Below are 26,301 nucleotides of genomic sequence, written 5' to 3'. Positions count from 1 at the left end.
GGGCAGGACAGTCCGAGCCGGGCTGCTCGGGTCGGGTCGGTGCGGGCGAGCCCGGCGGGCCGGACAGGCAGCCCGCTCCGGACCCGCTCGGTCCGCTCCGGGTGCGAGCGCGCCTCAGCCCGCCGGCGGGCGGGCGCCGAACACGCTCGAGCCGATCCGCACCATCGTCGCGCCCTCGTCGATGGCGAGCTCGAAGTCGTTGCTCATGCCCATCGACAGCTCGGTCATCGTCTCGTCGATGATGCCCTGCTCGAGCAGCGCGGCGCGCAGCCCGGTGAGCTCGCGGTAGCTCGGGCGGATCTCCACCTCCGTCGAGCCGGGCAGGCCGATCGTCATGAGGCCGCGCATCCGCATCCGGTCGAGGCCCTGGAGCGCGCCGACGAGCTCGCCGGCGGCCTCGGGCGCGACGCCGGACTTCGAGTCCTCGCGCGAGGTGTTGACCTGCACGAAGTACTCGATCCGCGCCTCGGTCGCCTCGAGGCGGCGCTGGATCCGCTGCGCGAGCTCGAGCGAGTCGATCGACTGGATGCACGTCGCGACCCGCAGCGCGTGGTTGACCTTGTTCTTCTGCAGCGGGCCGATGAGGTGCGCCTCGTGGGGGACGTCGGCGAGCGCCTCGGCCTTGCCGGTGAGCTCCTGCACCCGGTTCTCGCCGATGAGCGTGAATCCGTGCGCCAGCGCGGCGCGGATCCGCGCGGCGGGCTGGGTCTTCGTCGCGAGCATGATGCGCACGCTGTCGGCGGGCCGGCCGGCGGACTCGGCCGCGGCGGCGACGCGCGCGGCGACCTCGTCGAGGCGGGCGCGGACCGCCGTCGCCTCCTCGGGCGCGAGGCTGCCGGGGGACGCGGCGCCGGTGTGGGGCTCGGTGCTGCTACGGGGCTCGGTGCTGTCGTGGGATGCGGACATGCCCCCATCGTCTCACCAGTCGTGCGCCGCGGTCACGGCACCGGGCCCGCCGGTGTCGCGCGGGCGGTGCCGCACGGCTGTGCTGTGCCCGCCGGGGCCCCGAGCCGAGCGACTGCTCAGCGGCGCGGGGCTACTCTGTGTCCATGGAACTCCTCTCCGGGCTCGGCCTCGCGACCTCCTCGGGCCTCAACGCCTACATCCCGCTGCTCGTGCTCGGGCTGCTCGACCGGTTCACCCCCGTCGTCGAGCTCGGGCCGAGCTTCGCCTGGCTGTCGAACGGCTGGATCCTCGGGCTCCTCGCGGTGCTCCTCGTCATCGAGCTGCTCGCGGACAAGTTCCCGGCCGTCGACTCGATCAACGATGCGATCCAGACCGTCGTGCGGCCCACCTCGGGCGGCATCGTGTTCGGCTCCGCCGCGACCTCGGAGATCGCCGGGCTCGGCGCTGGCACCCTCGCCGTCACCGACCCCGGGGCGGTCGCCGGCTGGCAGACCTGGGTGCCGGTCGTCACCGGCATCGTCATCGCGCTCGTCGTCCACCTGACGAAGGCGCTCACCCGGCCGATGGCGAACACCGCGACGGCCGGCACCGCCGCCCCCGTGCTCTCCACCGGGGAGGACATCGTGTCCGCCGGGCTCTCGCTCATCGCCGTGTTCCTGCCGCTCCTCGTCGTCCTCGCGGTGATCGGCCTCGTGGTCGTCGCAGTCGTCGTTCGCCGCCGCATGCGCCGCAGGCGCGACCGGCGGCTCGGCGGCGCACCGGCCTGATGGGTCCGACCCCCGGTGCGCCGGCCGAACTGCGCGGTATCCCATGATCGGCGCGCAATTGCGCGGTGCGTTCCGGATACCGCGCAGTTCGGAGCTCGGGCGCAGCGCTGCGCCGGGGCGGGGCCCGAGGCGGCCGATGACGGGCGATGACGCGGTCCGCCGCGGGTGTCCGTGCCGCGTGCCATGATGGAGCCATGAGCCCCGACACGACGTCTGCGAACACCTCGAACGGGTCGACCCCGACCACCACGGAGAAGGGTCAGGCCCCGACCACTGAGGCCCCGACCACGGGGACCCCGGCCACCGCGTCCCGCGGCGTGCGGCTGCGCGCCCCGGAACTCACCGGGCGGCGCTGGATCAACACCGGTGGCACGGACCTGACGCTGGCGGACCTGCGCGGTAAGGTCGTGCTGCTCGACTTCTGGACGTTCTGCTGCATCAACTGCCTCCACGTCCTCGACGAGCTCCGCCCGATCGAGCAGAAGTACGCCGACGAGCTCGTCATCATCGGCGTCCACTCGCCCAAGTTCGAGTTCGAGCGCACCGTCGAGGCCGTCGACCAGGCCGTCGAGCGCTACCAGGTCGAGCACATCGTCCTCGACGACCCGGACCTCGCGACCTGGCAGGCCTACACCGCCCGCGCCTGGCCGACCCTCGCCGTCATCGACCCGGAGGGCTACCTCGTCGCCTCGATGTCCGGCGAGGGCCACTCCGCCGGGCTCGCCGGGCTCATCGAGGAGCTCATCGCCGAGCACTCGGAGAAGGGCACCCTCCACCGCGGCACCGGGCCTTACGTCCCCCCGGAGCCGGTGGAGACCGAGCTGTTCTACCCCGGCAAGCTGCTGCGCCTGGCGAACGGGAACCTCCTCGTCGCCGACTCCGGGCACCATTCGCTCGTCGAGTACGATCCCACGGGCACCGAGGTGCTGCGGCGGATCGGCACGGGGGAGCGGGGGCACACCGACGGCAGCTTCACCGAGGCCCGCTTCTCCGAGCCCGGCGGCATGACTGAGCTGCCGGAGGAGCTCGCCGCGCGGCTCGGCTACCGCGTGGTCGTCGCCGACACCGTCAACCACGTGCTGCGCGGGGTCGACCTCGAGGCGGGCACGGTGACGACGATCGCCGGCACCGGCGAGCAGTACATGGTCGGTGCGATCGACAACATCACCGGCGAGCACCGGCAGACCGGCCGTTACGACGGTCGGGCGGACCGCATCAAGCTCTCGAGCCCATGGGACGTCGAGTACTCGACGGCCACCGGCGAAGTCGTCGTGGCGATGGCCGGCAACCACACCATCTGGTCCTTCGACCCGGACGCGGGCACCATCCGCCTGCTGTCCGGCACGATGAACGAGGGCCTGCTCGACGGTGCGGCGGAAGACGCCTGGTTCGCCCAGACCTCGGGCCTCGACGCCGCGGCCTCCGGGGAGATCTGGGTCGCGGACTCGGAGACCTCGGCGGTGCGTCGGCTCGACCCGCGGACCGGTGCCGTCGAATCCCTCGTGGGCACCGGCCTGTTCGACTTCGGGTTCCGCGACGGCCCGGCGGACGAGGCCCGCCTCCAGCACCCGCTCGGCGTCGCCGCGCTGCCCGACGGATCCGTCGCGGTCGCCGACACCTACAACGGGGCGATCCGCCGCTTCGATCCCGCCTCCGGCGTAATGACCACCCTGGCGCGGGGTCTCGCCGAGCCCTCCGACATCCTCGTGCTCCCGGGTGAGGACGGCGCCCCGCCGGCCCTGCTCGTCGCGGAGTCCGCGGCCCACCGGCTCACCCGGGTGAGCATCCCCGCCGAGGCGCAGCAGGTCGACGAGGGTGCGAAGAGCACTACCCGTCCGGCCACCGAGATCGGTCGCGGACCGCTGGAGATCAGCATCGGCTTCACGGTCCCCGCGGGCCAGAAGCTCGACGACCGCTGGGGCGATCCGACCTACCTCCAGGTGTCGTCGACCCCGCCGGAGCTCATCACCGACGGCGCCGGCGGTGCGGAGGGGATGGAGCGCACGGTGACCCTCGACCCGGGGATCGACTCCGGGGTCCTCCACGTCACCGTGCGGGCCGCGGCCTGCGACGGCGAGCCCGGGGGAGAGATCCCCCTCCACGCCGCCTGCCACCTCTACCAGCAGGACTGGGGCATCCCGGTGACGATCGCCGACGGCGCTGAGAACACGCTCCACCTCGATCTGCGCGGGACCTGACCGGCGGGATCCGAGCCGCGCCGCGTCCGCGCGTTCGCGTGCGATCCGGCTCGCACCGGAGGTCCCCGTCCGGCTCGTTCCGGAGCTCTCCGTCCGGCTCGCGGGCCCGCCCGCTGGGGGGTGCCCCGGGTGGAGCGGCTCAGCTCGCCGGGGGCGACTGGCCGAGCGACTGCCCCTCGTTGACGAGGGTGACGGACACCTCGCCGTCGGCCACGGTGACGAGGCCGGTGATCCGGACGATGATCCGTTCGGTGAAGTCGGACTCGTAGGCCGTGACGATGTCGCGTGAGCGGCCGGACACCTCGACCACGGCCTCGGCCGGGGCGACGGTGAGCTGCGTGCCGTCGGCCGTGAGGGTGATCGAGGGGTGTTCGACGATCGACCACGCGACCTCGTCGCCGAGGATCTCGTGGTCGGTCTCGAACCCGAACGGACACCCGGACGGCATGAGCGTCGTCTGCTCCGCACAGGCATCGAGCTGCGCGACCGCCTCGGCGGCGACCTCGCTCGCGAGCGCTTCCGTGGGCTCCGGATCGAGCGTCACCGGGGCGATCTCACCGGGCCGGAGCACATCGACGCGCACCGGATCGGCGTGCAGGTACTCGGCGTTGAAGCCCACGGTGTAGCCCGCCGGGAAGAGCAGCGGCACGCCGCCGCGGTCCGCCGGGGCGGCGACCCCGTTGATCTCGACGACCGAGGAGCCGGTGACGTCGAGGCCCAGGCGCGGCCACTTCTCGACCTCGATGAGCCACCGGTCGAACAGGCCCCACTGCGGGGCCGCTCTCACCAGCGAGTACGTCTCCTCGTGGGAGGAGTCGCCGAGCGTGAAGCCGACGGTGACCGTGGCCCGGTCGCCCTCGACCCGGGAGTCGACGACCCGCGGGTCGCTCGGCAGCGACCAGGCGTTGGCGAGCACCGCATCGTCGAGTGCGGCGGTGTTCCGGGTCGACGGGGCGGCGAGCAGGCCGAGGGCTCGGGAGGCGTCGCCGTCCTCGAGCGCGGACAGATACGCCACGACCGCGCGCTGCGGGGCGTGGGCGGTGAGGTTGAGGACCGGCACGGAGGCGACGGTGAGGAGAACCGCGACGATCGCCGCGAGGAGGAGGCGGAAGGCACGCGGGTCGAGGACGAGGCGTGGGCGGCGCGGCTGCTTCCGCGTCCCCTGGGGCGGAGGTGTCGTGGTCATGGCCCCCTTCCTCCCCCGCGCGCCTGCCGACCGCCCCAGCACCGACCGGGGCCGGTCGCGGAGGCTCTCGGCTCAGTCTAGACGCCCGGCCGGTGCCTCGGCCGGATAGGCCCGCATGCGGGAGGTGTCGACGTCGACGAACAGGCGCGTGCCGGTGCGGACCCGCGCCACGGTGTCCGCCACGGTGCTCGCCAGGCCCGGGTGGATGACACCGAACCCGGAGCCGCCGGTGTCCCCGGCGGCGGAGAAGTCGAGGAGGTCGACGGTCATCGCGAGTCCGACCTCGGTGTCGGCCGGGGACAGGACCACCTGGAGGATCGGTCCGGAGTCGCGGACGGCGACGATGAGCGCTTCGAACACGGAATTGGAGGTGAAGGCGGGATCGAACTCGTCGAACGACAGGCGCGCGGCGGAGGTCGGGATGGTGACGTAGACCTTGCCGTCGAGCTCGGTCCGCGCCCGCACCTGCGAGTGCCCGATCGACAGCCAGCCGCGCCGGGCGAGGCCGGAGAAGACGGAGACGCCCGTCGCCGCAGCGGCGAGATTGCTCCGCGGTTCGCGCAGCTGCACCGCGAGCGGGGCGGAGTCGGCGATCTGCTCCTTCTCGATCGTCACCGTCCGCCCGCCGAGCACGGCGGCGTCCATCACCGAGGAGCCGGAGACCACGAGCCCGCGCTCGAACCGGGTGCAGGCATCGAGCAGCCGGCCCCGCAGGCCCGCGCGCGCCTGCCCGCCGAGACCGTGGAGCGGATCCTCGAGCACCAGCCACTGCCCGCCGGTGGCGAGTGTGAGCGCGCAGATCAGGCGCGCCCGGGACTCCGCGTCGAGGTCGCGCAGCCGGGTGCGCCGGCTGCGGTCGAACGGAAAGCCGAAGTGCGCGCAGGCGTCGGCGAGTGCCGATGGCGTGCCGTGGGGGGCCGCGAACCGGCCGACGGTGAGCCGCCCGGCTTCGTCCGGCCAGGCGACGCGGGCGGCGCCGGGCAGGCGTCCGATGGCGCGCAGAACGCCCCCGACGTCGGACGGCTGCCCGAGGAGGGTCAGCCTGTCGAGGGCGTTCAGCGGCTCAGCCGACACCGCCTCGCCCGTGACCCGGATCCCGGAGAGATCGAGTGTCGGGGCGGAGTCCATGGGCGGAGTGCGGTGCGGCCGGGTGCGGTGCCTGGAGCCGTGCGGCTCAGACGTCGGCCGGATCGGTCGAACGGGTGCGGCGACGGGTGACGACGACCGCGGCGGCACCGACGACGAGCAGGCCGGCACCGAGCGCCAGTCCGGTCATCTCGGAACCGGTGCGCGGCAGCGCGGTGCCGGAGTCGGACGAGCCGCCGGATCCGCTGCCTCCGCCGGATCCATTGCCCTCGCCGCCGGCACGGTTGCCGGCCTCGTCGCCCACCGAGGTGCTGTTGGTGACGACGGTGAAGGACCCGGCCTGCGCCTCGGACTCGGGGCCGAACGCGGTGACCCGGTACTCGCCGAGCACGGGATCGCCCGCGGCGTGCACGCCGACGACGGCATTGCCCTGCTCGTTCGCGACCTTGTCGATCTGGAAGCGCTCGACCTGGCCCTGCGCGTGCTCGACCTGGACGGTGATCTGCTCGCCGGGCTGGGCGCCGGTGACGGTGATCGTCACGCCCTTGTCCGCATCCGCGAAGTCCGACGACGAGATCTCGGTCGGATCGATCGCGATGCTGAACGCCGCGGCCTCGACCGCGTCGTCGCCCGCGGGCAGCGAGGAGGTGGACGGGGTCGGGATCTGCGACTCCGGCGCGCTCGGGGTGGCGGTCGGCGTCGGGGCCGGAGCCTCACGACGCTTCTCGTTGTCGCCGGTCTCCGTCGGGGTCGGGGATGCGGTCCCGGTCTCGCTCGGGGTCGGCGTCGCGGTCTCCGACGGGGTGGCGCTCGGGGTCGCGGTCTCGGACGGCGTCGCGCTCGGGGTGGGTGACGCGCTCTCCGAGGGCGTGGCGCTCGGGGTCGCCGACGGGGTCGCGCTCGGCGTCGCGGACTCCGAGGGGTCCGCGGTCTCGGGCGGTGCGGCCTCCGACGGAGTCTCCGACGGGGTCGGGGTGGTGCTCGGGGTCGCGCACTCGGTGGGCGACGGGGCCGGCGCCGGGGTCTCCGCGACCTTCTCGACGACGTCGAAGGTCACCTTCGAGGAGTCCTCCTTCGTCTCCGTGTCGGTGAGGAAGAGGGTGTACGTGCCGGTGGGCACCTTCGCGGCATCCGTGGTCTCGAAGAAGAAGACGCCGTTGACCTCGCCCTCGGGCGTCACGGTCAGCGGATCCTCCACCGCGTACTCCGTGCCCTCGGTGCCGATCACGGTGACGGTGGCACTGGATTCAGGGGTGAAGCCGGTGCCCGAGAAGCTGATGCCCTTCTCGGTGTTCGCGATGTCGGCCTGCGACACCTCGGGGACCGCGACGGTCGCCTCGGGGGCGTCGGCGAGCGCCGGCACGGCGGCAGGAGTCGATGGCGATGCGCCCTCGGAGGGCAGGCATTCGGCCGGCGCAGGGGCCGGGGGTGCAGTGGTGGATGCAACAGCGGGAACGGCGATCAAACCGGAAACCGCGGCGGCTACTGCGGGGGCAAGCACAAGACTCTTCGCAGAGGTCTTCACAGTATGGCCTTTCGGTCGTGGCGTATTCGACCACGCAAAGGCGACAGTGTTACTCCCGGCCCTTCGGTTAAGGGGGAAGGCACCATCGGCGCGGGCGTATAACAGCACCCACTGTAGAGCATTCTCCAAGGTAATGCGCGGGAGTTCTCCATTCTCGTTGCCCAATAGTGATCGAATCGTTGCCTGATCGACGGTAGATTGGCGGTGTGAGTTTGCTTTCCGATCGCGATATCCGTGCCCAGCTCGACTCCGGGCGCGTGGGTCTCGACCCCTATGACCCCACCCTCGTGCAGCCCTCGAGCGTCGACGTGCGCCTCGACCGGTTCTTCCGGCTGTTCGACAACCACAAGTACACGGTCATCGACCCCGCGCAGGAGCAGCCGGGCCTGACCCGCCTCGTCGAGGTCGACCCCGACGAGCCTTTCGTCCTCCACCCCGGTGAGTTCGTGCTCGGCTCGACGCTCGAGCTCGTCACCCTGCCCGACGACATCGCGGCCCGGCTCGAGGGCAAGTCCTCGCTCGGCCGCCTCGGCCTCCTCACCCACTCGACCGCCGGCTTCATCGACCCCGGGTTCACCGGCCACGTCACGCTCGAGCTGTCGAACGTCGCCACCCTGCCGATCACCCTGTGGCCGGGGATGAAGATCGGCCAGATGTGCTTCTTCGCGCTGAGCTCCCCGGCGGAGAGCCCCTACGGCTCCGACCCCGCCACCGGCAACCGCTACCAGGGCCAGCGCGGCCCCACCGCGTCGCGCGCCCACGTGGGCTTCCGCCGGGGCATGCCCTGATGGCCGGCGCCCACGACGCCCGCGATCCGCGCTCGCCCGAGGCGCTCGCCGCCCGCCACCTGCTGCTGCTCGACGAGGAGATCGAGCCGAGCGACGTCATCGCGCTCGTGACGAACCACTTCCCGTCGCTCGCCGAGCCCGTCGTCGTCGCCGGCGCGGACCCGCGGTGGGGCCACGAGGTGCTCGAATGGCGCCTCACCCGGCACTCCCGCCTGCACGGCCCGATGTTCGTGCCCGCCGCCCTCCGCGCCGAGCTCGGGCTGCCCGACTGGGCCACCCGGGTGTTCGCCCTCGTGTGCCCGCGCGACCGCGAGCCCGCCCCGCCGCCGTCGTGGCTCACCGACTCCGACGGGCTCCACCTGTTCTTCCCCGCCGGGCTCCCCAATCGGGAGGAGGGGCGCTCGCTCGATCTCCTCATCGCGCTCGCCCGCCGCCTCCACCTCGCGCTCCGGCTCGCCGACGAGCCGGTCGACCCGTTCGCGCTCGAGGCGCCGTCGGCCTCCCGCGCCGCACTCGCCGCCGCGGCCGAGGCGCCCGCCCGGATCCTCGTGCCCGATCCGGAGGCGCACGTCGACGTCTTCGTCTACTCGCCGTACTGGCTCGCCCCGGACATGCTCCTCGCCCGCCTCACCGAGGTCGACGCCGGGGTGCGGGAACCGGCCCCGGTGCCGCCGGAGGCGCTCGAGAAGGTCGCGCACCTGATCTCCGCGGACGACGTCGAGGTGCGCGACGGCTACGCCATCGAGGTGCCCCTCGACTCGCTCGGCCCGCGCGCCGGGCTGCTCGAGATCGGCGTCCTCGTCGAGGAGGCGCTGCCGCGCGCCGTCGCCGTCCACCTCGAATCGCCGCAGGTGATGTACCACCTGCGCTGGGTCGACACCGAGCAGCGGCGCTACCTGCCGGAGATGGACGCGGAGCTGCGGCGGATCCGCACCGCGGCCGCGCTGCGCCTCGACCGGCTCGCCGCGGAGGTGCTGCGGCTCACCGCCGGGGTCGGCGTCGACCAGGACGGCTTCCTGCTCAGCGAGCACCAGCTCGGCTGAGCCCTGCCCCGCACGGCACCGCGCTCCACTGCTCCGCACCGCCTCCGGATCCGGCTGCGTAGTATCACACGTCACCGGCCGGATCGACTTCGTCAACGCGGGCGATCTGTGAAAAAATGTGCAGACGTACGTCGAAACTCGGAGGGGGCCTGAGCATGACCGTGCTGGTGGGGGCGTTCTTCGTGGCCGCGCTCCTCGCCGCACCGCTGTTCCGCCTGTGCGGACGCGCCGCCTTCCTCGTCCTCGCGCTCGTCCCGGGTGCCGGCTTCGTCGTCTCCCTCGCCCAGCTGCCCCGGATCCTGTCCGGCGGCGACGACTGGATGGAGCGCTTCAACTGGCTCCCGGCGCTCAACCTCCAGGTCGTCTTCCTCATGGACCCCCTGGCCTGGCTGCTCAGCCTGCTCGTCACCGGGATCGGTGCCCTCGTCTTCGTCTACTGTGCGCGCTACTTCGCCGCCGACGAGCCCCGGCTCGCCCGCTTCGCCGGCGTCCTCATGGCGTTCGCCGGCATGATGTACGGCCTCATCCTCGCCGACGAGATGCTTCTCCTCTTCATCTTCTGGGAGGGCACCACGGTGTTCTCCTACCTCCTGATCGGGCAGTACAACAGCCGTCAGCAGTCCCGCCGTGCCGCGCTCCAGGCTCTCGTCGTCACCACCGCCGGCGGGCTCGCGATGCTCGTCGGCGTCATCCTCCTCACCGTGGTCATGGGCACCGGCCGGATCTCGATGATCGTCGACATCGGCTACACCGTGGGGATCAACGGCGGCCTCGTCATCACCGCGGTGATGCTCATCCTCGTCGGCGCGGTGTCGAAGTCCGCCCTCATCCCGTTCCACTTCTGGCTGCCCGGCGCGATGGCCGCCCCCACCCCGGTGAGCGCCTACCTGCACGCCGCGGCGATGGTCAAGGCCGGGATCTACCTCGTCCTGCGCCTCGCGCCCGGGTTCCACGGCATGCCCGGCTGGACCGCCGTGCTCCTCGCGCTCGGGATCACGACGATGCTCATGGGCGGCTGGCAGGCGCTGCGGCAGTTCGACCTCAAGCTCGTCCTCGCCTTCGGCACCGTGTCCCAGCTCGGCTTCCTCATCATCGTCAGCTCGTTCGGGACGCGCGACATCACCCTGGCCGCGACGACGCTCCTGCTCGCCCACGGCCTGTTCAAATCCGCGCTGTTCCTCATCGTCGGGATCATCGACCACCGGGCCGGCACGCGTGATCTGCGCAAGCTCAGCGGCTACGGCGCGCGCTCGAAGGGGCTGTTCATCGCCGCCCTCGTCGCCGCCGCATCGATGGCCGGCGTCCCACCGCTGTTCGGGTTCGTCGCCAAGGAGGCGGTCTACACCACGCTGCTCGAGGACGGTACGAAGGCCGGGGTGATCGCCGTCATCGGCGTCTTCCTCGGTTCTGTCCTCACGGTGGCCTACTCCGCGCGTTTCGTGTGGGGCGCCTTCGCCACGAAGCCGGGGGTGGAGGCGATCGAACCGGCGCGCGAGAGCCCGCTGTTCAAGTCGGTGCCCTATCTCCTCGCCGTGCTCACCGTGCTCGCCGGCCTCGCCTCCTCCTGGCTCGACCCGATCATCGCCTCGTGGTCCTCGCGCCTGGCCGGCGGCGCGGAGAAGCCCTACTACCTCGCGCTGTGGCACGGGCTCGAGCCCGCTCTGCTCCTGTCGGCGGGGAACCTGGCGCTCGGCCTGGCGATGTTCTGGTTCGCCCGGCAGGTGTCGGTGTTCCAGGCCGCGATGCCCGACGGCATCGACTTCCACGGGCTCTATCGCCGCTCGATCAGCGGGCTCGAGTCGTCCGCCGCCTATGTCACCGCTCGCACCCAGCGCGGCTCGATGCCCTTCTACCAGGGCGTCATCTACATCGTGTTCATCGGCTCGATGTCCGCCGCCCTGCTCCTCAACGACACCTGGCCCAGTGGCATCGCACTCGCCGACAACGCCCTGCAGATCATCGTGGCCGCCGCCATCATCATGGCCGCGCTCGCCGCGACCCGTGCGCAGAAGCGCTTCGCGGCGGTCGTCATCGTCGGCATCTCCGGCTACATGATGGTCGCCTTCTTCGCGCTCCAGGGCGCTCCGGACCTCGCGCTCACCCAGGTGCTCGTCGAGACCATCACGATCGTCGTGTTCGTCCTCGTCCTCCGCCGCCTGCCGGCCCGGATCGGCAACTCCTCGGGTCGTCTCTCCCCGTCGCTGCGCGGCCTCATCGCCGCAGTGTTCGGGATCATGATGATGCTCCTCGTCTTCGTCGCATTCGGCGCCCGCACCGCCGCGCCGATCTCCGAGTCGTTCCCGTTCCTCGCCTACGAATACGGCCACGGCAAGAACGTCGTCAACGTCACACTCGTCGACATCCGCGCCTGGGACACGCTCGGCGAGCTGTCCGTCGTGGTCGCGGCCGCCACCGGCGTGGCGAGCCTGATCTTCGTGCGCGGGCGGGAGAGCCGCCTGCAGCGCTTCCAGGGCCACCGGCCGGACAGCTTCGCCGCGCGGCATCGCCCGGTCGAGGACGAGCTGTTCTCCCCGATGCGCACCGCCGGCGACGGGCCGAGCACCGACACCCGGCGCAGCGCGTGGCTGCTCGCCGGGCGCGCGCTCGCCCCGAAGAACCGCTCGATCCTCCTCGAGGTGCTCGTCCGGCTGCTGTTCCACCCCATCCTCGTGTTCTCCGTCTACCTCCTGTTCGCGGGCCACAACCTGCCCGGCGGCGGATTCGCCGCCGGCCTCGTCGCCGGCATGGCGCTCGTCGCCCGCTACCTGGCCGCCGGCCGCCACGAGCTCGCGGAGGCGGCCCCGATCGACGCCGGTCTGCTCCTCGGCCTCGGCCTCGCGCTCGCTGCCGGCACCTCGCTCGGCGGCTTCCTCTGGGGGAGCGTATTCTTCGAGTCCGCCTACTGGAGCACCGAGCTGCCGGTGCTCGGCTACGTGTCGTTCGGCACCTCGACGATCTTCGACATCGGGGTCTACTTCGTCGTCGTCGGCCTCATGCTCGACATCCTCCGCAGCCTCGGCGCGGGGGTCGACCGCCACCAGGAGGCGGACGAGGAGCGCCTGGCGGAATCGCTCTCCCGCGACGAGCACGCCGGGCCGGACACCACCGAGCTCCACGCGATCCTCGGCCGCATGGACGACGTCGAGGTCGACGGGCCGGCAGGGGGGAGCCGACTGTGACGACCTCTTTCGTGATGCTGCTCGCCATGGGCGTGATGTTCGCCTGCGGCCTCTACCTCATGCTCGACCGCTCGCTCACCCGTGTGCTGCTGGGCTTCCTGCTCATGGGCAACGCGGTGAACATGCTCATCATCCTCACCGCCGGCCCTCCGGGGCGGCCGCCTCTCACCGACGGGGAGAACCTCACCACCGACGGGATGAACGACCCGCTGCCGCATGCGCTCGTGCTCACCGCGATCGTCATCACCTTCGCGCTGTCGGCGTTCCTGCTCGCGATGATCTACCGCTCCTGGCGCCTGGTCCGCAACGAGAACCTCGAGGACGACATCGAGGACGTGCGGATCGCGCTCGCCAAGGGCCGCGGCTCCGGCGACGAGGCGGGCACGAGCGGGGAGTACGACGACACCGAGTTCGGCGACGAGGCCCAGACCCCGATCGCCGGGGCGCTCGACCTGGACGAGGACGGCTCGCCGGTCGAGCGCCGGGCGGAGGACCGGGCGGAGGACCGGGCCGAGGCGCGGGCCGAGGGCGGCTCCGACACCGGGGCCGAGGCGCGGGCCGGTTCCCGTCGGACCGACTCCGGTGAACCCGGCTCCCGCGAGGCCGGCTCGGACGAACCGGGCGCCGCCGACCGCCGCACCGACTCCGATCAGACCGGGAGGGACACCTGATGCTCGCCGTCCTCGTGCCCCTGCCCGTGGTCCTGCCGCTCATCGGGGCCGGCATCACCCTCATGCTGTCCGGACGCCGGCGGGGCCAGACCGCCGTCACCGTCATCACGCTCGCGATCGTGCTCGCGATCGACCTCGTGCTCCTGTTCGGCGTCGACGCCCGCGGCACGCAGGTGGTCGCGGTCGGCGGCTGGGAGCTGCCCTTCGGTATCGCGCTCGCCGTCGACCGGCTCAGCGCGGTCATGCTCGTCGTGTCCGCGATCGTCACCCTGCTCGTGCTCCTCTACGCGGTGGGCCAGGAGATGGCCGACACCGCGAACGAGACGCCGGTGAGCGTATTCAACCCGACGTACCTCATCCTCTGCGCCGGTGTCGCCGCGGCCTTCATCGCCGGCGATCTGTTCAACCTCTACGTCGGCTTCGAGATGCTGCTCGGCGCCTCGTACGTGCTCCTCACCCTGGGCGCCACGGCGCAGCGGATCCGCGCCGGGGTGACCTACATCGTCATCTCGCTCGTGTCCTCGCTGATCTTCCTCATGGGGATCGGGCTCGTCTACGCGGCGACCGGCACCGTGAACATCGCGCAGCTGTCGGTGCGGATCGGCGAGCTGCCGCCCGACATCCAGATGATCCTTCACATCACGCTGCTCATCGCGTTCGGGATCAAGGCCGCGGTGTTCCCACTCGCGTTCTGGCTGCCCGACTCCTACCCGACCGCACCCGCTCCGGTCACCGCGGTGTTCGCCGGCCTGCTCACCAAGGTCGGCATCTACGCGATCATCCGCACCGAGACGGTGCTCTTCGCCGAATCGAACCTGCGCACCCCGCTGCTCGTCGTCGCCGCGCTCACCATGCTCGTCGGGATCCTCGGCGCCGTCGCGCAGTCGGAGATCAAGCGACTCCTGTCCTTCACCCTGATCTCGCACATCGGCTACATGATCTTCGGCGTGGCGATGGGGACGGTCGAAGGTCTGACCGCGGCGATCTTCTACACCGTGCACCACATCATCGTGCAGACCGCGCTGTTCCTCGCCATCGGTCTCGTCGAGCAGCGCAACGGCACCACCTCGATCCGCAAGCTCGGCGGCCTCGCCGTGCTCGCCCCGGGCCTGTCCCTGCTGTTCTTCATCCCCGCGCTCAACCTCGCCGGGATCCCACCGTTCTCCGGGTTCATCGGCAAGGCCGCGCTGTTCCAGGCCGGGTTCGAGACCCGCGACTGGCTGATCTTCGTGCTCATCGGCGCCGGCGCGCTGACCTCGTTGCTCACGCTCTACGTCATCGGCAAGACGTGGAACCTCGCCTTCTGGCGGGACCCGGACGACACCGAGGAGCCCACCCCGGAGCTCGTCGAGGAGTTCGAGGAGCGCAAGGAGGCCGTCGCCGACGGCCGCAGCTGGCGCAGCACGCAGACGATGCCGCGCACGATGATCGGCTCGGCCACGGTGATGGTCGCGGTGAGCGTGCTCGTCACGGTGTTCGCCGGCAATCTCTGGGACATCAGCGCGCGGGCCGCGGAGAATCTCCGGAGCCCGTCGACCTATGTGTCCTCGGTGCTCGGAGAGGAGGACGGATCATGACGACCAAGCGGTCGAAGGCGCGCCGCTCCATCCTCCAGCAGGCCCTGCTCGTGCTCGTGCTGTGCGCGCTGTGGATCATGCTGTGGGACCAGTTCACCGTACTCAACATCGTCACCGGGCTGGTGCTCGGGATCCTCGTCACGCGCTGGTTCTACCTGCCGCCGGTCGAGCTCTCGGGCCGGTTCAACCCCTTCTACGCCGTCCAGTTCATCCTCTGGTTCACCGCCTCGATGATCATCGCCTCCGTCCACGTCAGCTGGTCGGCCGTGCGCCGCCGGGGGGTGCGCGCCGGCAGCGTCATCGAGCTCGACCTCCACACGCGCTCCGATCTCCTCATCACCGCGGTCTCCGTGGTGCTCGGGCTCATCCCCGGCTCGATCTGCATCGAGGTCGACCGGCCGCACTCGGTGATCTACGTCCACGTCCTCGACTGCTCGACGGAGGAGGCGATCGAGAAGGCGCGCGAGCAGATCTACCGGATCGAGCACCTGCTCATCGCGACCTTCGGCTCCGCCCACGACCTCACCGCGCTCAACGAGTGGCGGGTGGAGAACGGCCGGAAGCCGGTCCTCGCACAGCGCACGATCCGACCTGCGGGCAAGGAGGCCGACCGATGACCGGGCTCTCGTCCACGCCGATCGTCGATCCTGACATCCTCCGGATCGCCGGACCGATCATCGGCGTCGTCTTCTTCGTCGCGATGCTCATCGCGGTGTTCAAGATCATCAGGGGCCCATCGATCCTCGACCGGATGATGGCCTCGGATGTGCTGCTCGCGACGCTGATGTGCGGATTCGGCGGGTACGTCGCAGTGACCGGTCGCGTCGATCTGCTGCCGGTGCTGCTCGCGCTGTCGTGCCTGGGCTTCCTCGGCTCGGTGAGCGTGTCGCGCTACGTGTCCCGCTCGGAGACCTCCGCCCCGGTCATCGGGTCGTCGGTGTTCGAGGAGATGGACGAGGCGGACGACGAGGTGGCCGCGGACGGCGCGATCCCGCGCGCCGCGCGCACCGCGGCCAGCACCTCGGCAGGTGGGGCGGCGTCGCCGGCCGGCGGTCCCGACGACGGAATGGTGGCCGCCGGAGCCGCCCGTGACCACCATCCGGGGCCCGCGGGGGACGTCGCCGGCCCGGCGGTGACGGGCGAGGAGGAGCCGATCCGCACGCTGCCCGAGCAGCGCGAGCGATCGCCCGAGGAGGGCGAGGCGCGAACCGCGCCCGAGGGCGCAGGGCCCGGGCAGGGGCAGGCGCCGTCCGAGCAGGAGCACCCCGCGGCCGGCCCCGACGAGGAGGATCTCGTCGAGGAGGCGGTGCGCGACTCCGCGGCGAAGAACGCCGATGCGGAGATCGGCATCGAGCCGAGCAGCGCCGCACCCGCCGCGGACCGCGCCGTGGCGCCCACCGACGAGCACTCACCTGTCGAGCACCGCGCCACTGAGCACCGCGCCACCGAGCACTCCGTCGGACCCCTGTTCGTCGACGACGAGGAGGAGGGGCGGTCATGATCGCCGACATCGTCACCCTGGTCTTCATCTGCGCGGGAGCCGCGCTGTCGCTCGCTGCGGCGATCGGCCTTCTCCGCTTCCCCGACCTCATGAGCCGGCTCCACGCGGCGTCGAAGCCGCAGATCCTCGGCCTCATCCTCATGATGTTCGCGATCGCGATCCAGATCCCGCACTGGGGGCCGATCACCACGATGTTCCTCGTCGTGACCTTCCAGATGATGACCACCCCGGTGGGCACTCACATGGTGGGCCGCGCGGGCTATCGCACGAAACGGCTGCGCCGATCTATGCTGTACCGAGATGAATTGGCGGACGCCGTCGCCCGTGCCGAGGCGCGGGATTCCGCACAGCGCACCGCCCGCACAGTGCCGAAGGACTCGCAGACATGACCTCAGCTTTCGCCCAGGACGATCGACCGCTCGTCCTCGTCGCCGACGACGAGCCCGATGTGCTGGGCGCGGTGGTGCCCTTCCTCAGCCGCTCGGGATTCCGGGTGATCAGCGCCCCGGACGGCAAGCTCGCCCTCGATGAGATCCGCCGCCATCAGCCCGACGTGTGCGTCCTCGACGTGCTCATGCCCGGTGCGGACGGCCGCGAGGTGCTGCGCACGCTGCGCAGCGAGGAGAACTGGGTCCCGGTGCTGCTGCTCACCCAGGTGGGCGAGGCGGTGGAGCGGGCGATGGCGCTCGAGGAGGGCGCCGACGACTACCTCAACAAGCCCTTCGACCCGCACGAGCTCATCGCCCGGATCCGCGCGGTGCTGCGCCGGACCCGTCAGGACGGGCCGCCGCTGGCGAACGCCCCGGTGCTGATTTCGACGTTCGGGCTCAAGCTCGACCGGGTGGGCCGCCGCGCATGGATCAACGACCGCAACCTCGTCATCACCCCCAAGGGTTTCACGCTGCTCGAGTACCTCATGGTGCACCAGGACGAGCTCATCGAGCGCACCCGCCTGCTCGAGGTGCTGTGGGGCTTCGACGATGCCGTCGGCACCCGCGCCGTCGACTCCCGCGTCGCCGAGCTGCGACGCGTGCTCGGCGAGGACGCGGCGAACCCGCGGTGGATCGCGACCGTCCAGGGCCGCGGCTACCGGTTCGTCGCCGAGGTGCGCGGCGCCAACGATCTGGGCGGCCGATGAACACCTTCCTCGTCTTCGAGATCCGGATCTGGCTCTTCCTCGTCCTCCTGCTCGTCGGTCTGCTGCTGCTCGCCGGCGCGGCCTACCTCGCGTGGCGCTGGCTGCAGCGGCGCGAAGCGCGGCTGGTGGCGGAGAACCGGCGGACGGCGGAGCGGGACGCACTCACCCGCCGCAATCGGATGCTCATCCGCCTCGACCACGAGCTCAAGAACCCGCTCACCGCGCTGCGCACCTCCGCGGCGACGGTGCGGGAGATGATCCGTGACGACAGCCCGAACCCGGACGAGATCGCGCCCGTCGTGCGCCAGATCGACACCTCGGCCCGCCGGGTCGCGCGCCTGCTCGCCGATCTGCGCAAGCTCGCCGATGTCGAGTCCCGTACGATCGAGTTCACCCGCGTCGACATGGATCGACTTATCCACCAGGCTGTCGAGGATGCGCGCACCGCACCCGGCGCCGAGGACCGGATGATCGTCGCGACGGTCGCCCGCGCCCCGTGGAAGCTGCCCGATGTCGCCGGCGAGGAGGACCTGCTGCTGTCGGCGATCCTCAACCTGCTCGGCAACGCGATCAAGTACTCCGCGGACACCGACGTCGTCGAGCTCCGCGCCAACGAGCAGATCATCCGCAACCACCGCTGGGTGGTCGTCGAGGTCGCCGACACCGGGCAGGGCATCCCGTCCGATGAGCAGGACACCGTGTGGGACGAGCTGTCACGCGGCAAGCGCGTGCGCTCCGTGGCCGGCTCCGGCATGGGCCTGTCGCTCGTCCGCTCGATCATCGCCCGGCACGGCGGATCGGTCGAGCTGTTCAGCCAGGAGGGCGTGGGCACCTCGGTACGGCTCGTGCTCCCGGTGCTCGGCGACGCACAGGCACCCGGCGCGCCCCACGACGACGGGGCGCAGGCCGCCGCGGCGTCTGCCCCGGTGCAACCGTTCAACGACAGCAGCCGCGGCGGGGGCGCCGGCGGATTCCTGCCGCCGCGTCAGCCCTCCGAGGCCGAGCTCGACGGACGCATCCTCGGCACCCCGAGGCGCACCTCGAAGCGTCGCCTGCAGCGGGTCAACGGCGAGCTCCACGATTCCGCGACCGGCGAGACCTTCGGCGATCAGGTGCCGTTCGACTCGGGTCCCTACCAGCACTTCAAGCCGCCGCGGCCGGCCGCGCCGCCCCCGCAGCCGATGGGGTCGGGACCGCAGCAGCACGCGCCGGGGCCGCAGGACCTCGGGCCGGGCCAGCAGAATGTCGGTTCGGTGCCGCAGCAGTACGGCTCGGGACCTCAGAACGTCGGTTCAGGCCCCCAGCAGTACGGCTCGGGGCCGGTGGGCCCGGGCGGCCCGGGCCAGGCCCAGCCGTACCAGCAGGCACCTGCGGCGCAGCCGTATCAGCAGGGCGGGTCGGAGCAGCGGGCGATGGACCGGGCTCCCATGGAACGACCGGCGCCCGCTCCCCAGCATTACGGCTCCGCTCCTCACCACTACGGCTCCGCGCCACAGCAGTACGGCTCCGCGCCTCAGCAGGGCGGCCCGGTGGCCCATGAGCGCGGTGCGGCTCCGTCCCGGCAGGCCCAGCAGGCCCCTTCCGGTGAGGGCGACGAGCCTCCGCGGGACACCACCTCGGGCTCGGAGCCCCGGCACTGATGCGCCGGCGCATCCAGGCCCTGTGCGCCGCCGGCGCGGCCGTTCTGCTGGCCGGCTGCGGAGCCTTCCAGGTCCGCACCTCCGAGGAGGGCGGCGGCGTGATGGGGGTGCGCGTGGCACAGACCGCCGGCCCCACCCCGACGCCCACGGAGACCGGACCGGCTCTTGCCGACGGCTACCAGCTCGTCGACGTGCCGTTCTCCGAGGGGTGCGGGGTCCCGATGCGGGTCGCGGTCCCCGACGGGTTCTCCGTCGGCTCCTCCGCCGGCGACTACGTGACCTTCGTCGAGGGCACCGCCGCGCTCGACGACCCGACGATCTCGATCTACTGCTCGGATTCGGTGTTGAGCGAGACCGCGGCCGAGCACATCGAGACGACTCGCAGCTACGGCTATCAGGAGGCGGGGACGACCAAGATCGCCGAGCGGAAGGGGCAGTTCGGCAACGGCTACTTCTGGAGCTACCAGGTCGACATGTCTCCGCGGGAGATCTTCGCCGGGACCTCTCAGACGATGCTCTACGGTGCCGACATCGCCTATACCGCCGAGGGTCGCCTGTTCACGCTCAAGTACGCAGCGACCGCGCCCACCGAGGACGTCGCGGGCCAGCACCGGCTGCAGCCGGCGGCGGACTTCGTCGAGGTCGACGGCCGGTTCGTGCCGATGCCCGACTGGGCCGGCTGAGCGGTCACCCGCGCAGCCGGCGGTGCCGCAGAAGGCCACTCCGCAATCGATGATGTCGGCCGAGCGATCACCCTGGAGGCGGCCGCTCCGCAGCCGCCCACCCCGACCGGGAACTCACTCCCCGGAGTCGGAGGCCCAGGACCGCATGGCGGTGAGCTGGGAGCGCAGGGCGCTCTGGTAGATCGCGAAGTCGGCGGTGTGGGAGATCACCTGGAACCCCTCGGCGATCGCGGCGCGGGTGAGCTCGTCGTCGACGGAGAAGATGCCCGCGGCCTTGCCCGCGGAGCGCGCGGCCTCGCCCACCCGTGCCAGGGCATCGCGGAACTCCACCGTGGTGAAGTCGCCGGGCGCGCCGAGGTTGGTGCTCAGATCCATCGGGCCGACGAACAGCACGTCGACGCCGTCGACCGCGGCGATCGCACGAGCGTGGGCGACGGCCTCCGGGGTCTCGATCTGCGGGAGGAAGAGGGTGAACTCGTTGGCTGCGGCCTGCTTGGTGCCGGGCTTGCCGCCGGTGTAGAGATCGTGGGCGATGCCCATCGCGGAGCCGCGCACGCCGAGCGGCGGGTACTTCATCCACGACACCACGGCCGCGGCCTGCTCCGCGGAGTTGACGTAGGGGACCATGATCCCTTCGGCCCCGGCGTCGAGGGCGCCGGACACCAGGTGCTGGGCGGTGCCGATGACGCGCACGAACGAGGCGATCTCCTCCCGGCGGGACACCGCCAGGGCGGGGCGGATCCGGTCGAGGGACCAGCCGGTGTGCTCGAGGTCGTAGAGCACCCAGTCCGCTCCGGCGCGGGTGGTGAGAGCGCCGATGCCCTCGGTCGCGAACTCGATGACGAAAGTGCCCAGGGACAGGTCGCCGGAAGCGAGGGCGCGGCGGACGTTCTCGGTGGTCATGCGGATCCTCTGCGATCGGAGCGGCGGGGCGCGCGGACTGCGTCGCCTCGTACTCCCGATGATATGCGGAACCCGGCGGTATGCGGCCGGTGGCGCGGGACGTGCGCGGCGGCCCGAACCTCGGGCGCGAGCGCGGCGGGTGGCGCCGGTGCGAGCACGGCCGACCCCGTGGAAGCACGGCCGGTCCTGTGCGAGCCGGGGCTCAGGCGTCGACGACGACGTCGCCGTCCGGGGTCGAGCAGCACAGGAGGATCGTGCCGGCGTCGATCTCACGCTGTCGGATGCCGCCGGCGTGCTCCATCTCCACCGGCCCGGAGAGCAGGCCGACCTTGCATGTGCCGCACATGCCGGAGGCGCAGTTCGATCGGAGGGGGACGCCGGCCCGCCGGCCGGCGCTCAGCAGCGTGTCCCCGTCCTCGACCGGGGCCGAGGTGCCGGTCCGGGCGAAGGTGATCCACGGACGGGTATCCGCGCTGTCGCGCTGCGGCGGGGCCGCGGCGGGCGCGGCATCGCGGGTGAGCGCGCCGCCGGCAGGCCTCGTGCCGCTATCGCGCAGCGTGTGCTCCGCAGCCCGCCGTCCGTCACCGGTTCCGGTGGCATCGACGGCCCCCGTGCCCTCGGCAGTGGTCGTGTCGTCGAAGGTCTCGGTGAAGAAGGAGACGGGGGAGACGCCGAGCTCCGCGAGAACCGCGCGGGCCCGCGCCAGGTAGTCCGGGGGCCCGCAGGCGAACACCATCCGGCCGCAGGCGTCGGGGACGAGCGCGCCGAGGGTGTCCGCGCTGATCCGGCCGGTGAGCCCCCGCCAGTCCGAGCTGGGCCGGTCGCCGAGGCTGAAGCGGACGGTGAATCGCGGATCGGTCTCGTCGAGGATGCGGAGCTCGCGGGCGAAGGCGAAGTCGCGCGGTGTGCTTGCGTGGTGGAGGACGACGACGTCGGCGCTGCCGTCGAGCGCGTGGAGGGTGCGCGCCATCGAGATGAGCGGGGTGATGCCGACCCCGGCGGCGAGCAGGAGGTAGCGGGCGCGCCGGTCGAAGTCCGGCAGGTGGAAGCCGCCGAGCGGTCCGAGCGCCTCGAGCACGGTGCCGGGGCGCACGTGGTGGTGGGCCCAGCGGGACACCGTGCCGGAATCCTCCCGCTTGATGCTCAGCCGAAAGGCTGCGGGGTCGGTCGGGGACGACGACAGGGAGTAGTTCCGCTCCCGCGGTCCGGCGTCGGTGGGGAAGACGACATTGAGGTACTGCCCGGGCCGGAACCCGAGCGGCCGGCCGTCGCGGCGCCGAAAGGTGAAGCTCATGATCTCGGGCGTCTCCGCGGTGACGGCGAGGCATTCGATGTCGAACTCGTGGGCGTGCATGGGTGCCGGGGTGCGTGCGATCACGGCCTCGGCCGCGGCCTCGAGCCCGGGTGATTCCGCGGACGCCGCCCGGTCGGCCCGCTGTGGAGGGTCGGCGACCCACGGCATCCGCACACCGCGCCGCGAGGGGGACCAGGGGCTGATGGTCCGCCACCACACGTGCTCCTGGGGCAGCGCCGGCCCGGTGGCCATGTCCGCCGGCGCCTCGGTGAGGGCATGGGGCACTCGTCCCGCTTCATCACGGGGGAAGGCCTCCGCGGCCGTGTCGACGAATCCGGAATGGGGATGGAGCTGCGTCTCTGCGGTCATCGGATGTACTCCTGCATGCGCATCGTGTACCAGTTGACGAAGGCCTCGACCTGGTGCTCGGTCGGGGTGTAGGGGCCCGGGACGTAGCCGGGATCGGTGACGCCGCGCTGGGTCAGACCCACGAAGCCGGCATCCTGGATGTTCGTCTGCCGCCATACGTGGGTCAGGTCCTCGGCGCGGTAGTCGACCTCGTCGACGGCGTCGTCGGCGACGAGCCAGGTGGTGCGCACGAGGGTGCGGTTCTCGCTCATGGGAAACGCGGCGAAGGTGATGACGTGGTCGGCGAGCAGGTGGAACCAGCTGTTGGGCTGGAGGTGGAGCGAACCGTCGCCGAGTCGGAAGTCCGGCAGGTCGCCGAGCAGCTTCTCGCTCAGTCTCCGGCCGGTCGCGGAGAAGGACTCGCCGTCCCCGTCGAGTGCATCGCGGCCCATCCGGATCCCGGCCTCGCGGGAATCCGGGGCGTCGTACACCTGCCAGGGGATGCCGTAGCGCTCGCAGCGATCGCGCAGCTCGTGGTCGGCGAGCACCGAGCGGTGCCAGGTGTCGATCTGGTGCTCGGGCACCTCGTGCTCCTCCAGGCCCCAGGTGGTGAAGTAGGAGCAGGCGAGCTCGGGGTGGCCGTCGCAGTGGTAGCACTCGCGGTTGTTCTCCATGACGAGCTTCCAGTTGCCCTCCTCGACGATCTCCTGCTGGAAGGCGACCTTCGTCCGGGGGATGTCGTGCGGTTCGACGAAGGGGGCGAAGATCTCGGCGACCGCGGCGAAGTCGGCGGGCGGTTCGGGGGCGAGGCAGAGGAAGACCAGGCCTGCGACCGTCATGCTGTGGACCTTGCGGAGACCGAAGCAGCCCGGGTCGAAGTCCGCACCTGCCGCGGCGGCGTGGATGAGCGAGCCGTCGCGGCCGTAGGTCCACGAGTGGTAGGCGCACACGAGGTTGCCGACGCTTCCGCTGGGCTCGGTGAGCACGCGGGCGCCGCGGTGGCGGCAGACGTTGCGCAGCGCATTCACCCCGCCGTCGTCGTCGCGGATGAGGATGATGGAGCGGCTGCCGACGTCGATGGTGACGAAGTCGCCGGGCTCGGGGATCTCCGCGACCGAGGCGGCGAAGAACCAGTGACGATCGAAGATCCCGGTGATGTCGTGGGCGAAGATCGCCGGGTCGGAGTAGAAGGGCGATTCGAGCGCTGTCCACCGGCGACGCCGGTCGATGAGGGTGCGGAGCCGCTCGGGGGACGCGGCGTCTCCCACGGCGGGAGATGGGGGAGCGGCTCGGCGGGCCGGGGCTGCCGAGGTGTGCTGGACCGAGTCGAGTGTCATGATCTGTGCTCCACGGCGATGGGGCCGAAAGGCTCCGGGGCGGCCCCGGAATCCTCATGTCCTCTCAGCGTACGAGCGGTGAGTGACGAATAAAAGCGCAAGAAAATCGACAGTATCGTGCAGAATAGGTGGATGATCGATCATCGGCTCACCGTGCTCCGCACTTTCGCCGCCTGCGGGTCGGTGACGGCTGCCGCCGAGGCACTCGACTACTCCCCGTCGGCAGTGTCCGCCCAGCTCAGAGGGCTGCAGGCGGATCTCGGACTGCGACTCGTCGAGAAGGATGGACGCGGGCTCCGGCTCACCCGGACCGGCAGGCGGCTCGTCGAGGAGTCCGACGGCCTGTTCACGCACTGGGAGGGCGTGCGTGCAGCCCTCGCCGCGGATGGCGGAGCGGAGGCGGAGCAGCTGCGGCTCGGAGGCATGTCGACAGCCACGGCGGCGCTGCTCGCGCCGGTCGCAGTGCGGCTGCGGGCCGAGGCCCCCGGTTTGGGGATCTCCATCGTCGAGGCGGACCCGCAGCGCTGCTTCGACCTCCTGCTGGCCGACCGCCTCGACCTGGCGATCGTCGTGTCGATGCAGGCCAGCGCCGGGGCCGGCGATCCCCGCTACGAGCGGATCGCGCTCCTCGATGATCCGCTCGACATCATGCTGCCGGCGGACCACCGCCTGGCCGGGCGGGAGTCGATCTCCCTCGAGGAGGTCGGTGAGGAGCCGTGGATCGCGGCGCGACCGGGGACTCCGTACCGAGCCCTGTTCATCGCGGCATTCACGGCCGCCGGGACGACACCCCGGGTGGCGCACGAGGTCGCTGAGTGGGACACCGAGGCGACGCTCATCGAGAAGGGTCTGGGGATCGGGCTAGTCCCGCGGCTGGCGCGGATCTCGAGCGACTACCGGGTGGTCCGGGTCCCCGTCGCCGGCCCGGCGGCACCCCACCGACGGGTAGTCGCCGCGATCCGTCGGGGTGCGCGGGAGCGTCCGCTCATCGCACGCACGGTGGATGCCCTCCGTGAGCAGGCGCGGGACGGGCTCGGCTACCGGTGAGACGGGGCGCACGGCGCCGTCGGTAGGTTAGCGTCGCCGCTAGGTTAGCGCCGCCGGAAGGTCCGCGCCGTCGCGCGGCAGTCGTCGACGGGCGGGCCGGTGCTCAGAGCCAGTCGACGCGTTTGAAGATGACATAGAAGATCGCGCAGCCGGCCACCATGATCGCGAGCGAGAACGGGTATCCCATGAGCCAGTGGAGCTCCGGCATGTGCTGGAAGTTCATGCCGTAGACGCCGGCGACGAGGGACGGGAAGAAGAGGATGCCGGCCCACGCCGAGATCTTCTTCATGTGCTCGTTCTGGGTGATCGAGAGCTCGTTCATGCGGCGCATGTCCTCGTTCTGGCGCTCGGAGATCAGGGTCGAGTTGACCGTGAAGATCTCCCGGAGGAGCTGGCGGAGCCGCTCGATGCGCTCGGTGGCGCTGTGGACGTGGTCGGCGACGTCGCGCAGCCCGCGGGCGAGGTCCGGAGGAGCGGTGTGCTGCTCGAGGACGGTGGAGACGGCGGACATGAGCGGGGACAGGGGACTCACCGCGCGCTCGAGCTCGATGAGCTCGCGGGACAGCCGGTACACCTGCTGAGAGGGGATGGGGCCGGTGCCGAAGAGCTGCTCCTCGAGACCGTCCGCGCGATCCTCGAGAGAGATGAGCAGAGGGTCGTAGTCGTCGACCACCCGGTCCATGATCCGGTAGAGCGCGGAGAACTGGGCGTGGTCGAGGAAGCGCGGGTCGTCCTCGAACACGGTCCTCACGGCGTCGATGTCGAAGGCGGGAGTGTGCCGGACGACGATGATGAAGTCGGTGCCGAGGAAGATGTGGAGCTCGCCGATCACGACCTCGGTGATCTCGGCCTCCTCCGGGGCTGTGCGGTCGAGCCCTGCGGCGTCGGCTTCCGCGGCCTCCGGGGTGTGCGGGGCCCGCGGGGCGGCGTGCGCGGTCGTCAGGGCGGCTGACGACCGGGGCTCGGCGGGGCCGGAGTCGACAGCGGGCGCCTCGGCGAACCGGTTCACGGGGGAGTGCGCAGGTCGGCGTCCGGGCCGAGGCGCCGCCGGGCGCAGGACCATGAAGTCGGTGGAGCCGTAGCGCTCGTACTTGGGGCGCTGATGGGCTTCCACGGCGTCCTCGACGGCCAGCGGGTGGAGGTCGAAGCGTGCGGCGAGCTCGGCGAGCTCGGCGTCGGTGGGTCGGAGCATGTCGATCCACAGGAACGGCGGGGCGTCGGGGTTGGCGGGTGCCGCGGCGAGCGCATCGGCGGCCTCGGTGATCGTGGAGAGGTGAGTCGAGTCCTCGCCGTCGGTGTAGAGGACGAAGGTGCCGGAGGTCGAGGCGGTGTCGGGGCGTCGAGGTGACTCTCCCGGCGCGGAGCCGCCCGGCATTCCGCCGGGACCGGGAGGCGCCTCGTCGCTCGGGTCGGACATCCTGTGCCTCCTCGTGTGCCGCCCGGTCGAGCGTGGATCCGCGTGTCCGCCGCCCCGGGATGGGGCC

22 protein-coding genes are annotated in these 26,301 nt (G+C 71.6%); 14 read left to right on the top strand and 8 right to left on the bottom strand.

Annotated elements, in window-relative coordinates:
- Positions 1-114 precede the first annotated feature (114 nt).
- Complete coding sequence (locus MTQ12_RS03970; RefSeq protein ID WP_247424175.1) at positions 115-906, bottom strand: YggS family pyridoxal phosphate-dependent enzyme; 792 nt, start codon at positions 904-906, stop codon at positions 115-117.
- Positions 907-1,049: 143 nt separating this feature from the next.
- Between MTQ12_RS03970 and MTQ12_RS03965 the strand changes: the two genes are divergently transcribed.
- Positions 1,050-1,673 carry a DUF4126 domain-containing protein gene (locus MTQ12_RS03965; protein WP_247424173.1) on the top strand — a complete coding sequence of 208 codons (624 nt, stop codon included), beginning with the start codon at positions 1,050-1,052 and terminating at the stop codon, positions 1,671-1,673.
- Positions 1,674-1,867: 194 nt separating this feature from the next.
- Positions 1,868-3,871, top strand: a complete 2,004-nt coding sequence (locus MTQ12_RS03960; protein ID WP_247424168.1) for an NHL domain-containing thioredoxin family protein — start codon at positions 1,868-1,870, stop codon at positions 3,869-3,871.
- Between the two features lie 139 nt (positions 3,872-4,010).
- Here MTQ12_RS03960 and MTQ12_RS03955 read toward each other — a convergent pair whose 3' ends face one another.
- The 3 genes from MTQ12_RS03955 to MTQ12_RS03945 all read right to left on the bottom strand — a co-directional run bounded on the left by MTQ12_RS03955 (position 4,011) and on the right by MTQ12_RS03945 (position 7,506).
- A complete protein-coding gene (locus MTQ12_RS03955; RefSeq protein WP_137318609.1) occupies positions 4,011-5,057 on the bottom strand; it encodes a hypothetical protein in 1,047 nt (348 codons plus the stop codon).
- Between the two features lie 72 nt (positions 5,058-5,129).
- Positions 5,130-6,185 (bottom strand): ABC transporter, encoded by a 1,056-nt coding sequence (locus MTQ12_RS03950; RefSeq protein WP_247424165.1) that lies wholly within the window; start codon positions 6,183-6,185, stop codon positions 5,130-5,132.
- 46 nt (positions 6,186-6,231) lie between these two features.
- Entirely contained in the window at positions 6,232-7,506 is a 1,275-nt protein-coding gene (locus MTQ12_RS03945) for an LPXTG cell wall anchor domain-containing protein (RefSeq protein ID WP_247424163.1), read from the bottom strand.
- Between the two features lie 368 nt (positions 7,507-7,874).
- Here MTQ12_RS03945 and dcd point away from each other — a divergent pair, with 368 nt between their 5' ends.
- From dcd to MTQ12_RS03890, 11 genes are all read left to right on the top strand, one after another.
- On the top strand, positions 7,875-8,456 hold the full coding sequence (dcd, locus tag MTQ12_RS03940) for a dCTP deaminase (RefSeq protein ID WP_247424159.1): 582 nt from the start codon (positions 7,875-7,877) through the stop codon (positions 8,454-8,456).
- Positions 8,456-9,499, top strand: coding sequence for a hypothetical protein (locus MTQ12_RS03935; RefSeq protein ID WP_247424155.1), 1,044 nt, complete (start codon positions 8,456-8,458; stop codon positions 9,497-9,499). Before dcd ends, MTQ12_RS03935 begins: the two co-directional genes overlap by 1 nt.
- Positions 9,500-9,654: 155 nt before the next feature.
- A complete protein-coding gene (locus MTQ12_RS03930; protein ID WP_247424153.1) occupies positions 9,655-12,678 on the top strand; it encodes a Na+/H+ antiporter subunit A in 3,024 nt (1,007 codons plus the stop codon).
- Complete coding sequence (locus MTQ12_RS03925) at positions 12,675-13,349, top strand: Na(+)/H(+) antiporter subunit C (RefSeq protein ID WP_137318614.1); 675 nt, start codon at positions 12,675-12,677, stop codon at positions 13,347-13,349. The genes MTQ12_RS03930 and MTQ12_RS03925 overlap by 4 nt, the downstream gene beginning before the upstream one ends.
- Positions 13,349-14,926 (top strand): Na+/H+ antiporter subunit D, encoded by a 1,578-nt coding sequence (locus tag MTQ12_RS03920; protein WP_137318615.1) that lies wholly within the window; start codon positions 13,349-13,351, stop codon positions 14,924-14,926. The genes MTQ12_RS03925 and MTQ12_RS03920 overlap by 1 nt, the downstream gene beginning before the upstream one ends.
- A complete protein-coding gene (locus MTQ12_RS03915) occupies positions 14,923-15,543 on the top strand; it encodes a Na+/H+ antiporter subunit E (protein WP_137318616.1) in 621 nt (206 codons plus the stop codon). The genes MTQ12_RS03920 and MTQ12_RS03915 overlap by 4 nt, the downstream gene beginning before the upstream one ends.
- Positions 15,540-16,427, top strand: a complete 888-nt coding sequence (locus MTQ12_RS03910; protein ID WP_247424150.1) for a monovalent cation/H+ antiporter complex subunit F — start codon at positions 15,540-15,542, stop codon at positions 16,425-16,427. The genes MTQ12_RS03915 and MTQ12_RS03910 overlap by 4 nt, the downstream gene beginning before the upstream one ends.
- Complete coding sequence (gene mnhG / locus MTQ12_RS03905) at positions 16,424-16,816, top strand: monovalent cation/H(+) antiporter subunit G (RefSeq protein ID WP_247424147.1); 393 nt, start codon at positions 16,424-16,426, stop codon at positions 16,814-16,816. The genes MTQ12_RS03910 and mnhG overlap by 4 nt, the downstream gene beginning before the upstream one ends.
- On the top strand, positions 16,813-17,565 hold the full coding sequence (locus tag MTQ12_RS03900) for a response regulator transcription factor (protein WP_137318618.1): 753 nt from the start codon (positions 16,813-16,815) through the stop codon (positions 17,563-17,565). Before mnhG ends, MTQ12_RS03900 begins: the two co-directional genes overlap by 4 nt.
- A complete protein-coding gene (locus MTQ12_RS03895; protein WP_247424145.1) occupies positions 17,562-19,205 on the top strand; it encodes a HAMP domain-containing sensor histidine kinase in 1,644 nt (547 codons plus the stop codon). Before MTQ12_RS03900 ends, MTQ12_RS03895 begins: the two co-directional genes overlap by 4 nt.
- Complete coding sequence (locus MTQ12_RS03890) at positions 19,205-19,888, top strand: hypothetical protein (RefSeq protein ID WP_247424141.1); 684 nt, start codon at positions 19,205-19,207, stop codon at positions 19,886-19,888. The genes MTQ12_RS03895 and MTQ12_RS03890 overlap by 1 nt, the downstream gene beginning before the upstream one ends.
- A gap of 114 nt (positions 19,889-20,002) precedes the next feature.
- Here the strand turns inward: MTQ12_RS03890 and MTQ12_RS03885 are convergent, their stop codons facing one another.
- The 3 genes from MTQ12_RS03885 to MTQ12_RS03875 form a co-directional block, all read right to left on the bottom strand.
- Positions 20,003-20,791, bottom strand: a complete 789-nt coding sequence (locus MTQ12_RS03885; protein ID WP_247424138.1) for an aldolase/citrate lyase family protein — start codon at positions 20,789-20,791, stop codon at positions 20,003-20,005.
- A gap of 202 nt (positions 20,792-20,993) precedes the next feature.
- The gene (locus tag MTQ12_RS03880) at positions 20,994-22,454 is read right to left on the bottom strand and encodes an iron-sulfur cluster-binding domain-containing protein (protein ID WP_247424135.1); all 1,461 of its coding nucleotides are present in this window, start codon (positions 22,452-22,454) and stop codon (positions 20,994-20,996) included.
- Positions 22,451-23,770 (bottom strand): aromatic ring-hydroxylating dioxygenase subunit alpha, encoded by a 1,320-nt coding sequence (locus MTQ12_RS03875; protein ID WP_247424132.1) that lies wholly within the window; start codon positions 23,768-23,770, stop codon positions 22,451-22,453. Before MTQ12_RS03875 ends, MTQ12_RS03880 begins: the two co-directional genes overlap by 4 nt.
- A 132-nt stretch (positions 23,771-23,902) precedes the next feature.
- On the opposite strand from MTQ12_RS03875, the gene MTQ12_RS03870 reads away from it, so the two are divergent.
- The gene (locus MTQ12_RS03870; RefSeq protein WP_247424127.1) at positions 23,903-24,817 is read left to right on the top strand and encodes a LysR family transcriptional regulator; all 915 of its coding nucleotides are present in this window, start codon (positions 23,903-23,905) and stop codon (positions 24,815-24,817) included.
- Positions 24,818-24,920: 103 nt separating this feature from the next.
- On the opposite strand, the gene MTQ12_RS03865 is transcribed toward MTQ12_RS03870, so the two are convergent.
- The gene (locus MTQ12_RS03865; protein WP_247424123.1) at positions 24,921-26,234 is read right to left on the bottom strand and encodes a magnesium and cobalt transport protein CorA; all 1,314 of its coding nucleotides are present in this window, start codon (positions 26,232-26,234) and stop codon (positions 24,921-24,923) included.
- Between the last annotated feature and the right edge of the window lie 67 nt (positions 26,235-26,301).

Source organism: Brevibacterium sp. R8603A2, from assembly GCF_023072605.1.
GTDB classification, from domain to species: Bacteria; Actinomycetota; Actinomycetes; order Actinomycetales; family Brevibacteriaceae; genus Brevibacterium; species Brevibacterium pityocampae.
This window is presented reverse-complemented; position numbering and strand designations above follow the sequence as displayed.